The 13,527-nt window shown below is 65.5% G+C and carries 8 protein-coding genes; 4 read left to right on the top strand and 4 right to left on the bottom strand.

What is annotated here, in order from left to right:
- The first annotated feature begins 54 nt into the window (after positions 1 to 54).
- The gene (locus ACOQPH_RS08855; RefSeq protein ID WP_420624259.1) at positions 55 to 882 is read left to right on the top strand and encodes a DUF192 domain-containing protein; all 828 of its coding nucleotides are present in this window, start codon (positions 55 to 57) and stop codon (positions 880 to 882) included.
- A gap of 142 nt (positions 883 to 1,024) precedes the next feature.
- Complete coding sequence (locus tag ACOQPH_RS08850) at positions 1,025 to 1,681, top strand: GOLPH3/VPS74 family protein (RefSeq protein WP_420624258.1); 657 nt, start codon at positions 1,025 to 1,027, stop codon at positions 1,679 to 1,681.
- Between the two features lie 47 nt (positions 1,682 to 1,728).
- Here the strand turns inward: ACOQPH_RS08850 and ACOQPH_RS08845 are convergent, their stop codons facing one another.
- Together ACOQPH_RS08845 and ACOQPH_RS08840 are read right to left on the bottom strand one after the other, a co-directional pair.
- Complete coding sequence (locus ACOQPH_RS08845) at positions 1,729 to 2,493, bottom strand: nitroreductase family protein (RefSeq protein WP_420624257.1); 765 nt, start codon at positions 2,491 to 2,493, stop codon at positions 1,729 to 1,731.
- A 42-nt stretch (positions 2,494 to 2,535) separates the two neighbouring features.
- Entirely contained in the window at positions 2,536 to 9,060 is a 6,525-nt protein-coding gene (locus tag ACOQPH_RS08840) for a cell wall-binding repeat-containing protein (protein ID WP_420624256.1), read from the bottom strand.
- 439 nt (positions 9,061 to 9,499) lie between these two features.
- Between ACOQPH_RS08840 and merB the strand changes: the two genes are divergently transcribed.
- Together merB and ACOQPH_RS08830 are read left to right on the top strand one after the other, a co-directional pair.
- Positions 9,500 to 9,991, top strand: a complete 492-nt coding sequence (gene merB / locus ACOQPH_RS08835; protein ID WP_420624255.1) for an organomercurial lyase — start codon at positions 9,500 to 9,502, stop codon at positions 9,989 to 9,991.
- A 6-nt stretch (positions 9,992 to 9,997) separates the two neighbouring features.
- Entirely contained in the window at positions 9,998 to 10,645 is a 648-nt protein-coding gene (locus tag ACOQPH_RS08830; RefSeq protein WP_420624254.1) for a hypothetical protein, read from the top strand.
- Between the two features lie 39 nt (positions 10,646 to 10,684).
- On the opposite strand, the gene ACOQPH_RS08825 is transcribed toward ACOQPH_RS08830, so the two are convergent.
- A complete protein-coding gene (locus ACOQPH_RS08825) occupies positions 10,685 to 11,989 on the bottom strand; it encodes a M20 family metallo-hydrolase (protein WP_420624253.1) in 1,305 nt (434 codons plus the stop codon).
- A 74-nt stretch (positions 11,990 to 12,063) separates the two neighbouring features.
- The gene (locus ACOQPH_RS08820) at positions 12,064 to 13,521 is read right to left on the bottom strand and encodes a glutamate synthase subunit beta (RefSeq protein ID WP_420624252.1); all 1,458 of its coding nucleotides are present in this window, start codon (positions 13,519 to 13,521) and stop codon (positions 12,064 to 12,066) included.
- Positions 13,522 to 13,527: the final 6 nt, after the last annotated feature.

The raw sequence follows: 13,527 nt of genomic DNA, 5'->3' as shown, positions 1-13,527 counted from the left end.
GGTTCCACCGCGCGTCGCGTCCGCATCGGTCAGCCGGCACGACAGACTGCGTTGATGCGCCACCGCCGCCGGTTGACGGCGACCATCGTCATCGTGCTGGTGCTCGGCGCATGCTCGGTGCATGAGTCGACCCGGTCAGGGGGCTTGGTCCCCCCGGCCAATCCTTCGCCTACTACTTCGCCGTCACCGACTGTCGTGACGATTGCCGTCGACGACGACCTCAGTACCGCCACAGGTGATACCTCGCGGGCAACCGTGCCACCTTCGACCGCTGCCACGCTCGCGGCGCCCGCTGCCACAGAGTCGCCGAGTGCCACTAGTACCGCCGCCCAGGACCCCGCGGTGACCCAAACGACCGCTCAGCCGTCGCCGACGGCTGAGCCCGGCACCCGTGCTGATGCGAACGAGGTGCTTGTGACGGCTCAGCCCGACTCTCGTGCTGATGCGAATCAGGTGCTTGGAACCGCCGAGCCTCTCGACGGCTTCGGTGAGAGCCTGATGGCTGTCAGCGGCCCAACCGGTTCGCAGGTGTGGCCGGTCATCGTCGCCGACACCCCTATGGCGCGCCAGCGGGGCCTCATGGGTGTTGTTGATTTTGCGGCACTCGGCGGCTACGCAGCGATGGTGTTCGTCTTCGACAGCGACACGAGCGGTGCCTTCTGGATGCGCGATACACCCCTGCCGCTGCGGATCACGTACGTGGATGCGGGCGGCGCCGTCGTCTCGTCAACTGACATGGTTCCGTGCTTGTCGCCGACGCCTTCTGCGGAGTGCGATCGGTACTACCCCGAGGGCCCGTACCGCATCGCTGTTGAACATCCCCGGGGCCCCGACTACGACCTCGGTCTCGAGAGCGCCACGGCCATCACACTGGAGCGCTGACGGTCTCGATGTCTGACGGGCGCACCTCGCATCGGAGCGTCCAGATACGGGCTGCAAGGCCCTAAGGCCCACTACGCTGCGGGCACGCGGCCGCACGATGTGGGCCGGGTCGAGACAGACGCACGGGAGCTGAACACACACCATGCTGAGATTCGCCGAAGAAATTCTCCTCCTGCTGCTGCGAGACGACGACGGCAAGCTGATCCATGTGCCTGAGCGCACCCTCGACCGCGTGATCGCCGGTTCGGTGCTCATGGATCTGGCCATGGAGAACCGGATCGACACCGATCTGGAGAAGCTCATGCTGATCGACTCGACGCCGATCGGCGATGGTCTGCTCGACCCCACGCTTGCCCAGATTGCGGCCCAGCAGGCCGAGAGCGACTCGCGCTACTGGGTGGAGTTCGTGGCGGCTCGGGCCGATGGCATCCGCGAGGAGGCATTTGCGCGGCTGGTCGACAAGGGCATTCTCGAGCGCAAGGACGACCGTCACCTGTGGGTGTTCCGGTCTCGCCGCTACCCATCGGTCGACGGCAAGGCCGAGCGCGAAGTGAAGCTGCGCATCATGGGCGTGCTGTTCAGCGACGAGATCCCCAGCCCGCGTGACATCGTGATCATCGCGCTCGTGGATGCGTGTGGCATCTTCGGCGAGCTGCTCTCGAAGCCCGAGCTGGAGCACGCCGCGCCGCGCATCGAGCAGGTACGCAAGCTGGACCTCATCGGCCAGGCCATGACGCAGGCCATCCGTGACATCGAGATGTGGCTGGCCAGCTCCACGGTCAGCCGCTTCATGCTGTAGCCGCTTCGGCGCAGCCCCCGCTGCGAGCGGGTCATCGGGGCGCCTGCTCAGTCTTCGAGCGTCTCGCTGCCTCGGTACATGGCCTGACGGCGGACACCGCTCACGTAGGTCGCCACGGCGTCGTCTGCGGGCGTGCGCTCGGGGTCCCAGCGTCCCCAGTGGATGAGCTGTTCGAGCGGGTGGCGGTAGCGCGACTCGGCGCGCCGGTGCGGCCAGCCGATCGGAATCGTGGCGATCGGGGTGAGCGGCTCGGGCACGCCGAGCAACTGCCGAAGTTCCCGAGCGGTCGTGTCCTCGCCGCCCCCGCTCAGCCACGCAGTCGTGAGGCCGTATGCAGCGGCCGCGAGATGCATGTTCTGAGCCGCAGCGCCGACCGAAGCCAGCAGGATCTTCTCGTTATTGGCGTCGTACTCGTCAGCCCAGCCGTCGTGGTCGCTGACGGGATACGAGTCGACCCAGCGGGGATCGCAGAACAGCAGCACGATGGCCAGCGAGTTTCCCAGCCAGTGCTTCTTGTGGACGTGGGGGAAGCCCCGGCAGTGCGCCACCAGCCGATCGGCTTGCCGCACGAACACGTCCGAGACTGCCAGCACGTCGGCTCGCTCTGTCGCGACGACCAAGTGCCATGGCTGGGTATTCGCTCCCGACGGCGCCCAGCGGCCGGCCTCGCAGATCCCGCGCAGCACGTCGGTGGGCAATGGCTCGGGCGGCGGTTCGAAGCTGCGAACAGAACGCCGCAGCCGGATCACCTCCATGAGCGACTCGAAGCGCGGGGCTGTCAGATCGTTGTAGGACGGGGCAGGGGCAACCATGATCGCAAGCTAGTTGCGAGGTGCAGTCGGAGAGGAACGGACTCAGCGCCGCAGACCACGCTTGGCCGACTCCCTGGCCATGCCGACCACCTCGTAGGAAATCGCAGCAGGGCCGCCGAACACCGTCAGCGTTAGGTCGGTGTGATCCAGGCGGTGCCATGCCAAGAAGTTGTCGACGAGGTGCGGTACTTCGTTGGGCTTCACGAGGATGGTGGCGCCGTCCAAGCGGGCGATGAGCGGGCCGCCTGACAGACCGTCTGCGTACACCAGACCGGTGGCGAGAGCGACGCGGTTGTTGTCGAGGCACGTGCCCGCGCCGTTGACACCAGACCGAAGTGCGAATCGAGCCATGCGTACTGAGGTGTCATAACGATCGACGCCGCCGACGCGGACGACGGTGAAACCAAGATTGGTCAGCTCGTTGACGACGTCTTCAGAAACAGCGCCCGGCCCGCCGGCCACAATGATCTGCTCGATGCTGCCGACAGCAAGCGCAGCGGTGAAGAATGCGCGCACGCTGTCGGGCAGTCGGTCGGTGTGGGTCAGCAGGAGCGGATGCGGCCCTGTGGCTGCGATGGGCGCGAGCGCAAGCGCATCCGCGAAGTCCCTGCCGGTCGCCAGCAGGGCGGTGCGAAGCGAAGACCCGCAGAATTGCGCGGCGCCGCCTGAGGTAGCGATCACTTCCGCGGCGATTTCGACGGAGGTCCCGTAGCGATCGGCGCCACCGAAGCGGATTACGCTGACCACCGACGGCAACGCGGCAATCGCAGCCTCGACGTCGGTCGACACGGCCGCGGGCCCGCCGACGATGTACACGTGCGCTATCTCGAACTCGACCAGGAATTCCTTGGTGAACTCGGGCAGCTCGTGTGGCTCGGTGAGCAGGAGCGGGGCATTCTTCGATCCGGCGAGTGCTGGGCTGGAGAGCACGATCGAGCTGAGCGGTGTGCGAGTCAGCGCCGATGCAGTCAGCGCATCGGGGAAGGCACGACCCGAAGCGATGATGACAGTGGTGATCTTGCGCTCGTTGACGGGCAGCGACTTGTCACGCGCTATCTCGCGGGCGTACCGCTCAGCGATGAGCTGGGCTGTCTCGAAGCGGTCGTTGCCACCGATGCGCTCGACGCGTATGCCCGGGTTACCTTCGCCGCTGTCACTGTCGTCAGAGGCGGGGAACCCGCCGCCACTGTCGTCGCCTCCGCTGTTCCCGTTCCCGGGCGGGTTCGTCGTGCGAGGCCCACCGTCGACCTTGTGCCCGATGTTGTCCGGCATTCCCTCGTGATCACGGTCGGCGGGATTGTCGACGAGGTCCGTGATGGTCCCGGACAGCTTGTTCGCTGCGATGCTGACGCCATTGTCGTCCAGGTCGCCGGGTTGGACCGTGTAGCTGAACGTCAGGGTGGTGGCGCCGACGGCGGGATCGATGTTCGAGGGGCCGGCCAAGCGGGCCTGCTTCGGCGACGTGCCGATGGTGAGCGTGACCAGTGGTGTGCCACTGACCAGCACGGGCTCGTCGAAGTCGATGCTGACTTCAATCGTGTCGCCCTTGCCGTAGGTGTCGTCACTGTTCGGCGGCGGTGTGCTGGTGATACGGGGACTGCCGCTGTTGACGCTTGGCGCCACGCCATCGACTTGGTGGGCCGATTGGTGGGTGAGTTCCGGCACGGTGAGGACGGCTTCCTTGCCACCCGTCTCCGCAACAATGTTGCCGCCGTTCTTGTTGATGCTCACGGCGTTCACGCTGACGCCGTCACCGTCCATCACGTCCGCCGGGCCTGCATTGGTGTCCCCGACGGTGTATTGGAATCGAATCTTGTCCGTCCTGGAGCCCGAGAGATACCTGGCCTCGACGGTTTCGGTGCCGACTACCAACGGCAAGTACGGCCGGCCGCTGACGGTGACATCCTCGCTGAACATCACTTCGAGGACGATGTGCTCGCCCTTGCTGTAGGTATCGAGCTTGTCTGGGCTGCTGGTGATCGTGGGGGCTTGCATGACCCACGGGCCGCGTGGTTGCAGGCTGCCATTCACCTTGTGATTGGCATCGTCAGGCACCGCGGTGTGATCGAGTTCTGCGATGTTGCCCGGCAGGTCGGTGATGGTGCCGCCGTCCAGGAAGAGGCTGTTCTGAGTGATGCCGACGCCATCGCTGTCCATGTCGGTGGCGACGACGCGATACGTAAATACCAAAGCACTCGTACCGGAGCCGGACTCGTAGGACGCGTTTTGGTCCCCGCTGGCGATGTCGAGCGTGATTTTCGGTGTGCCGCTGACGATGACCTTCTCGTCAAATGTGACGGTGACCATGATCGCGTCGCCGAGGTGATACGTCTGATCGCCGCCGGGGGAGGGCGAGGTGATGACGACGCTGGAAACGGTCGGGGCCGTCGTCTCGACCTCGTGGCCGCTCGCGTTCGTGACGCCGCGGTGCTCCAGCATGCTCTGTGCATTCACCACTGGCTCATTGCCCACGAGGTCAGTGATGCCGCCACTCAAGGTGTCTGCGACGATGCTGATGCCGTTGGTGTCTTCGTCGCCGGTGTTGACGGTGTACTCGAAGGTCGCGGTCTCGACACCGACCTCGCTGTTGTAACCCTGCGGAGCCACCCACAAAGCATCGGGTGTGTCCGTTCCGATGCTCAGGGGGATGCTTGCCGACGTGATGTGCACCGGCTCATTGAATGTCACGGTGACGACGATCTTCGAGTCCTCGCCGTACGCGTCGTTGTTGTGCGGCGAGCCACTGTTGGGCGGCGAACTGGTGATCGTGGGACCGCTCGTGATGTACGGCTGCACGCCGTCCACCTTTTGGTTGTCTGGGTCGTCGTCAAGGCCTATGTGGGTGATGATCGCAGGGTTGTCTTGTGGGTCGGCAAGAGTCGCGTCCCTCAGTTGAATTGCGTTGGAGGGGATGCCGATGCCGTCCGTGTCCAGATCGTCGTTCTCGACCGCGTACTCGAAGACCATGGTGTTGTCGCCGTCGAGCCTGATGTAGTCGGCGTACTCGGTGCCCGAGCGCATCCGCAGGGCGATGCGCGGATCATCATCCAAATCGGCGTCGGTGTCGTCGAGCGTCACCTCGATCGGGTCGTCGAATGTCACCTCGACCGTGATGATGTCCCCGAGCTTGTAGTAGGTGTTGTTGAGCTGCGGCGCAGTAGAAGTGATCTCGACCGTGCTGACGCGCGGCGGCTGCGCGTCCACCTTGTGGCCGCCGTCGTCACCGAGTGCGCTGTGGCCCAAGTCAGCCGGATTGCCCGTTCGGTCCTTGATGGTGCCGGAGATTGCGGTGGTCTCACCGGCACCGGTATCCAGATCAACGCTGATGCCGTCGTTGTCATCGTCGTTGGAGCCGACGGTGTAGCTGAACGTCAATGTGCAGGTGTTGGTGGTGTCGGCCTCGGTGCAGCCTGCGGATGATTCCTTGTACCGGGCGTTGCGGTTGTTGTCCGCAGGATTGTCCTGGTCGTCGCCGATCTGGAACCGCAGCAGCGGCGTGCCTGAGCGCTCCACGTCTTCGCTGAAGTCGACTTCGAAGGTGATTTCGTCGCCATCGCCGTAGGTGTCGTTGTTGTCTGGGGGGCCGCTGTTCGGCGGATCGCTCGAGATACGCGGCCCGCCGGTGATTTCGGGCACCACCGAGTCGACGCTCGGGCCGTCGGCGTCGTCGATGGCATCGTGCTGTCGCAGGGTCTCGTTGCCCGCAGTGTCGGTGATGACACCGCCGCTGAGCTCGATGTTGCCCGCATCAATGCTGACACCGTCACTGTCGGTGAGTCCGGATTCGACCTGGTACCTGAATACCAGCCGGTTGCCGCTGCCGGAGCCGCTGTGGTAGGTCGCGTCCTTGAGAGCGCCACCGACGTCTAGTTCGATCGATGGTGTCCCGTTTGTCGTGTCAACCCAGATGGCGCGGTCCCGGGTCGATCCCGTCAGCGGGACGTCGCCGTCATCGTTGGAGTCGTTTGCGTCGTCATCTGTGTCGAAGGTGACGGCGACGCAGATGTACTCGCCGACAAGCAACGTGGATGCGTCGCAGTCCGATCCGCTCGTGACGAACGCGATGGCCTCCACGGACGGCGCAATCGTCTCGACCCGATGCCCCGATTGGGTCCGCAGCTCGTGCTCATCGAAGTCTCGATCGGCCGGGATCGGATTCTGACTGGTGCTCTGGATGGTGCCGGCGATGCTCCCTGCTGGAACCCGGATGCCGTCGGGGTCGTCGTCGGGCCCGATGACGTTGTAGCGGAAGACGATGGTCCGGTTGTTGTTGTCTTCGTTGCTTGCCTGCTGGTTGAAGTCGGCCGTCCTGGGGTCCGGCTGGGTACTGGAGCCGAAGTCGATTTCGAGCGATGGGTTGCCCGTGACCTCAACTGGGTCGTCGTACGTCACCTTGATGTCGATATAGGAGCCGACGCCGTAGTAGGTGCCCCCGTTGGGCGGGTCGCTGCTGATGCTCAGGTCCGTGATGGTCGGCGCCATGGCGTCGACCTTGTGTCCCCCCTGCGTTCCGAGCGCGTGGTGATCCAGTGGTGCATCCTGCCGTTCCTCGTCTAGCTCCTTGATCGTGCCATTGGTGCTGTCATTCGCCTTCAAGCTGTCCGCGTCGATGCTGATGCCGTTCGTATCCAAGTCCCCGGCCTTGACTGTGTAGTCAAAGAACAGCTGCCTCGAATCGTCGCCTGACTCATATGTCGCGTCCTCGGGCTCGCCGCCGAGGTTGAGGGTCAGTTTCGGCGTTCCAGTCACCCGTACGGCCTGGTTGAACGTCACCTTGACTTTGATGGTCTCGCCGAAGCCGTAGGTGTCAGGGGGGTCGCTGTCGCCGGACAACGGCATGCTCGTGACCTCGAGCGCCTGGATGATGGGCGGGCCTGCAACAGCCTTGCCATCGACCCGTTGGTACTTCAGCGGTTTCTCGAAGACATCGGAGTAGTGGGTGTAGAGCGTTCCGCCGTCGGCGGCTCGGAAGATGTTCTGGTTGTTCTCGTCGATCGGCTTGCCGCCGTCGTAGGTGAAACGGCCAGAGGGCACGATGATGCCATCGCGGTCCTTGTCATCGTTCGTGACTTGGTAATAGAACAGCAGCCGCGTGTGCCCCGAACCTGGGAGGTACTTGGCGTACTTCAACGTGGGACTGACCCGATTCCGATCTTGGAGGTTGTCAAGGCAGCCGAGCTCTACAAGACCGGTGTCGTAGGTATCCAAGTCTGTGCCGCTCAATTGATTGCGGTGCCTGAAGTCGTCGTTGTGGCAGTTGAAAATCTGGATGGGCAACTCGAGCCGGGTGTCGTCGACGAACACGGCCTCGCTGAAGTCGGCCCGCACCACCACGTATTCGCCCTCGTGGAGAGTTGTGCCGGTGGCGGGCTCGCTGACGACACGGGTGGTGTAGCTCGAAACGAAGGTCGGGTTGGACGTGTCCTGCAATTCCTGCGACGTGAGGGGCCCGCGACTGCCATCGACGAGGTGCCTGGCCACTGTGGGGTCGCCGCCGTCGATTTCGCCATCCATGTCGCGGTCGACAGCACGCAGATCAGCTTGTGCTTCGAGTTCATCGTGGTGGAGCGTGGCTCGCACTCCGTTGTCCATAGCGGTGATCGAGCCGCCGCTCAGGCTGCCCCAAGCGACGCTGATGCCTTCAATGTCGTCAGGGTCAGTGGTTGACGTCGAATCACTGGCCGTGACTGTGTAAGCGAAGAGCAATCGAGTCATGCTGGAGCGCCGCCGCGGGTCGTTGTTCGGCGGGTCGTTGCTCAGCGGGACGTTGTTGCTGTCAGCACAGTTTGTGTCTCTGTGACCGGTGCATACGAATCTGGCTTCCTTGTTCGACCCGCCCACGTCGAGCGTGAGTGTCGGCGTGCCGGTCACGGTGACCGGCTCGCTGTACTCGATCCGGACCCAGATCTCCTCGCCTGCGTAGTAGGTGTCGCCGTCGATCGGCTCGCTCATGATCTTTGGCCTGCTGACGATCGTCGGCGAGCCTGTCGACCGGGGATGGAACACCGCCGAGTGTTCCAGGTTTGAGCCGCCGCAGGGTCCGCTAATTGACTGATGCGGCACCCCACGGCCCACGGTGTTGATATCGCTGGTACCGCCGAACGTGCGCGCGTGGTCCTCGGCCCTGACCGAGTTCTCGGGGATCCAAAGGTCTCCGGTGTTCTGGTGCGTGTCACCCGATTGCACCGTGTATTCGAAGTTCAGCCGATTCGTGCCTTCACCCCTTGCCGGCGTCGCCACTGCCTTCCTCAGGTTGGCTGGAGCGTTCCCTCCGAGCATGAAGTCGACCGACAACGGTTCGGCATCTGGATTGAGGTCCGTTCGAACGTTGAATCTGACGTTCAGACTGAGTTCCACCACGATGCTGATCGTCTCGCCGGTGGTGTAACGGTTGTCCGAACCCGGGTCCGACACGAATCGGACGCCCCTGCCGACGATGTGGGCGTTCGTCGGACGTCCGACCATGGCGTTCAGCTGGGAGCACGTGGCGTTGAGCGGTACCACCTGGACCGCGGCAGCGGGCGCGGTCGCCGGCGGCGAAATGACCGCCAGCGACGCCGCGGCCATGACGACGGATGCAACTGCACCCGAACGACGGAACCGTCGGCGGCTCGCGTCGCGGCGAAACACTGCGACACGAGTTCCGAGGCTCCGGCTGTGGCACCGGCTCAGCACGCGAAGGATGGGCAACGACTTCTCCGGGAACTGGCTGCGTGAGCGGGCACGCTCACGGCGTTAGCGGCACGCCACAGAAACCTGCCGACGACGGACCGCGTGGGTACGACTCTGTGCCCGCCGGGGTGGCGGGGCATCTGTGCGGTCGCCTGGGGCAACGGAGCCTCCTGAGGTCAGCAATGCGTGCCGTCGCCGACGGCGTCCGACTGACATGAGTATCGCAATATGGGGTCCAATTGGTGGACCCCTTTACATCGAAATTCCTGATTATTTGGGGCTAGTACCTCATGCGGGTTCGACGCATTCGGAGCTGGCGTCCTACAGTCGCGTCGTGGCAGATCACACGGTGGATCCGGAACAGATCCCGCTCGAAGAACTTGACTCCGCGTACGCCGTGATCATGCGCGAGATCGTGGCTACTGGCGTGGCCCCGCACTACGCCGAACTTGCCCGGACATTGGGCGTCGAGCCGATGCGTACAAAGGCCGTGATCGCCCGGATCATCGACCTCACACCGGGCTGGATGCATCCCGGCACCGACTGGATCGCGTCGTTCCCGCCGTTCAACAACCAGCCCACCCAATATCGAGTGAGCGTCGACGGCGAACAGCGTTGGTTTGCCCAGTGCGGCTTCGAGGCATTGGCATGCCGCTGGCTGTTCGGTGGCCGCACCGTGAGGGTGGATGCGCCGTGCCTGCTGGGCGGCGAACCGCTGCGGATCGAGATGCGCGACGAAGAGATCCTCTCGATCGATCCGCCGACGATGGTCGGCTACACCCGCAGCCCTGTCGGGGGAGACGCCGCCAACCGGCCGTTCCGCTGAGCGGGCATGAACCTCTTCCGGTCGGAAGAGCACGCCCGAGACTGGGAGGAATTCGATCCCCGCACGGCGGCCATGCTGCGGCCGGTGGAATGGTGGGCCGAGACGTTCGCTGCGCCGATGTTCCGTGCACGTGCCCGCAGCGACTTCATCTCGTGGATGTCAGGTCCCGACGGCGCAGGAGCATTCGCCGAGCTGCGCGCCAGGCTCACGCCGCCTCGACCCGACGTGCGGGCCACAACAGCGGCGGCGACCGCGCTCAGCAAGGTCGACATCAGCGTGATCGAAGGGGCCTCGGCCGACGACCGCAGCGTCGAGCACAACCTGATGCCGGTGTGGCCCGCAGCGGTACCGGTCGAGATCGCCCGCCACTGGCGCAACACCGCCAGGGCAATGATTGTTGCCATCCCCGCCGACCCGTTGCCTGATGCCGACCCCCAACTGTGGACCGAGACCCGAAGATCGGCAGTACGCGACGTCCAGGCTGCCACCGGCTGGCTCGCTCGGGCCGATGTGGGTGCCGGCGACATGCGGCTCACCGAGCGGTTGGCACAGATGGGCTGGGGGGGCGAGGTGGCCGATCAGCCTGCCTGGACGGCGATGGAGCAATCCGCCCGGGCGATCCTCAAGTGCCGAGCGCTGTCGCTGCTGGGCTGAGCGACGCCGCCGGCCGTCCCTTGGCCTCGCTGCCTCCGTCTAGCCCGCGAGCGTCAAGACAGCGTTGAGCGTGGCCTGTGCGCCCGCGGTCGCGTGCTCGGGCAGTATCGACTCGGCCTCGTTGTGCGACAAGCCGTCGGCGCAGGGAATGAACAGCATCCCGGTCGGGGCAACCTGTGACACGTAGCACGCGTCGTGGCCTGCCCCCGAGGTGATGTCGACCGGCTCAAAGCCGGCTGCGACCGCTCCGGAGCGCAGCGCCTCGATGACAGCCTGGTCGAAGACGATCGGCGGCGAGTACCAGATCGGGGTGATCTGCGGGCGGGGGAGCGAACGCCCGCTGTGCTGGCTGACGTCGCTCGATGCGGCGCTGGACTCCTCAGGGCCGAAATTCAGACCGTCGGCGAATGCCAGCAGCTCGTCGTGCATGGCCTCCAGCTCTGTGGCGTCAGGATGGCGCAGGTCAACCGTGAGGTTCACCGAGCCCGCCACGGTGTTGCGCGAACCGGTGCCGACTGCGAGCGTGCCCACCGTCGCTCGGCCCTCCGGCGCCCGGCGGCCTGCGATCTCATCGGCCTCGCACACCAGCCGGGCCGCTGCAACCATCGCATCGCAACGGTGTTCCATCGGGGTGCTGCCCGCGTGCGCCGATTGCCCCTCGATCGACACGTCGTACCAGCGGATGCCCTGCACCCCGGTCACAGCACCGAGCGTCACGCCGACGGCCTCCAGGATCGGCCCCTGCTCGATGTGAGGCTCGACGTAACAGCCGACGGGGCGACGGCCGGCACCGTCGGGTGCGCCGCACGGCTCGTCGCCCGCGTAACCGATGCGCGCCAGCTCGTCGCCGAGCGTGGTGCCGTCAACACCGGGCGCTGCGAGACCCTCGTCCAGGCTGAACGCGCCAGCAAACACTCCTGAGCCGATCATCGCCGGGGGAAAGCGCGCCCCTTCCTCGTTCGTCCACGACACGACTTCGACCGGCGCTGCAGTGCTCACGTCGCTGTCGTGCAGCACCCGCAGCACCTCGAGGCCGACCATCACGCCGTAGGCGCCGTCGTACTTGCCGCCGGTGGGCTGGCTGTCGAGGTGGCTGCCGATCACCACCGGTGCACGCTGCGCATCAGTGCCCTCACGGCGCGCGAACAGATTGCCCATCTGGTCAACGTGGACAGTGCAGCCCAGCTCCTGCACACAGGCCACGAACTGGTCACGCCCAGCCCGGTCCACGTCGGTGAGCGCCACACGGGCCACTCCGCCTGCGGGCGTCGCGCCGATCTCTGCCAATTCTGCAAGCGTCCTCCAAAGGCGCTCGCCGTCCACTGGGTACTGGCTCGAATTCACCGTGTCGCCTCCGTCGCTCGACCAACGGTTTGCCGCTGCTCAGACGAAGTGTCGCCGCGCCAACCGGCGATCGCTCAGTTGAGCGGGCGAGCCGACGGCGGTATCGGACGCGGCAAGGCGGTATGGCCCATGAGGGATTCGTCCACCGCAGCCGCGCACGCCCGGCCCTCTGCAATGGCCCACACGATCAGGCTCTGGCCCCGGCCCATGTCGCCGCACACCCACACGCCGTCGACGCTCGTGCGGTAATCGTCGTCTCGCGCAACGTTGGAGCGGGCATCGGTCTCGACGCCGAGCTGTGCCAGCAGGCCCTCCTGCTGCGGTCCCAGAAAGCCCATCGCCAGGAGCACGAATTCGCATTCCAGCTCAAAGTCCGATCCTTCGACTTTGGCAAATCGGCCGTCGGCGAACACCACTTCGTTCGCCCGAAGCGCTCGGACAGCGCCCGAGCCGTCCCCAAGGAACTTCTCGGTGTTCACCGAGTACACGCGGTCGCCGCCCTCCTCGTGTGCCGACGACGTCCGGTAGACCATCGGATAGGTCGGCCAGGGATTGGCAGAGGACCGCTCGTCAGGCGGCCGCGGCAGAATCTCGAATTGGTGCACCGACGCTGCACCCTGGCGGTGCGTGGTGCCCAAGCAGTCGGCGCCGGTGTCGCCGCCGCCGATGATCACCACCCGCTTGCCCTCGGCGCTGATCGGCACCTCGGCCGGATCAAGATCGCCTTCTTGGGCCTTGTTCGCCCACGGCAGGTACTCCATCGCCTGGTGGATGCCGTCGAGTTCGCGCCCCGGGATCGGCAGGTCACGCCACTGGGTGGCGCCGCCGGCGAGCACCAGCGCATCGAAGTCGGTTTGCAAGTCCGCCACCGGTATGTCCACGCCCACGTCCACGCCGGTTCGGAACTTCGTGCCCTCCGCGCTCATCTGGTCGAGCCGCCGCTCGATGTGGCGCTTCTCCATCTTGAACTCGGGAATCCCATACCGCAGGAGTCCGCCGAGCCGGTCGGCACGCTCGAACACCGTCACGTCGTGGCCGGCTCGGGTCAGCTGCTGCGCCGCAGCCAGCCCGGCGGGCCCGGAGCCGACGACGGCCACGCTTCGCGCCGTGCGCACCGCTGGCAACTCGGGACGGACCCAATCCATCTCGAATGCCTTGTCGATGATCGCGACCTCGACCTGCTTGATCGTGACCGGATCGGCGTTGATGCCCAGCACGCAGGCGCCCTCGCACGGGGCAGGGCACAACCGGCCGGTGAATTCGGGGAAGTTGTTGGTGGCATGCAGCCGCTCGATGGCGTCGTGCCAGCGGTCTCGATAGACGAGGTCATTCCAGTCCGGGATGATGTTGCCCAGCGGGCAGCCCGAGTTGCAGAACGGCACGCCGCAGTCCATGCAGCGGCTGGCTTGCGTGCGCAGATCCTCGTCGGCAAACGGCTCGTAGACCTCACGCCAGTCGCGCAGGCGCACCGGTACCGGGCGTCGCGTCGGCAGCTCCCGGTCGTGCCGCATGAATCCCCGGATATCACCCATGCGCTG

The sequence above is a fragment of the Candidatus Poriferisodalis sp. genome, from assembly GCF_965221945.1.
Lineage (GTDB): Bacteria > Actinomycetota > Acidimicrobiia > Acidimicrobiales > Poriferisodalaceae > Poriferisodalis.
This window is presented reverse-complemented; position numbering and strand designations above follow the sequence as displayed.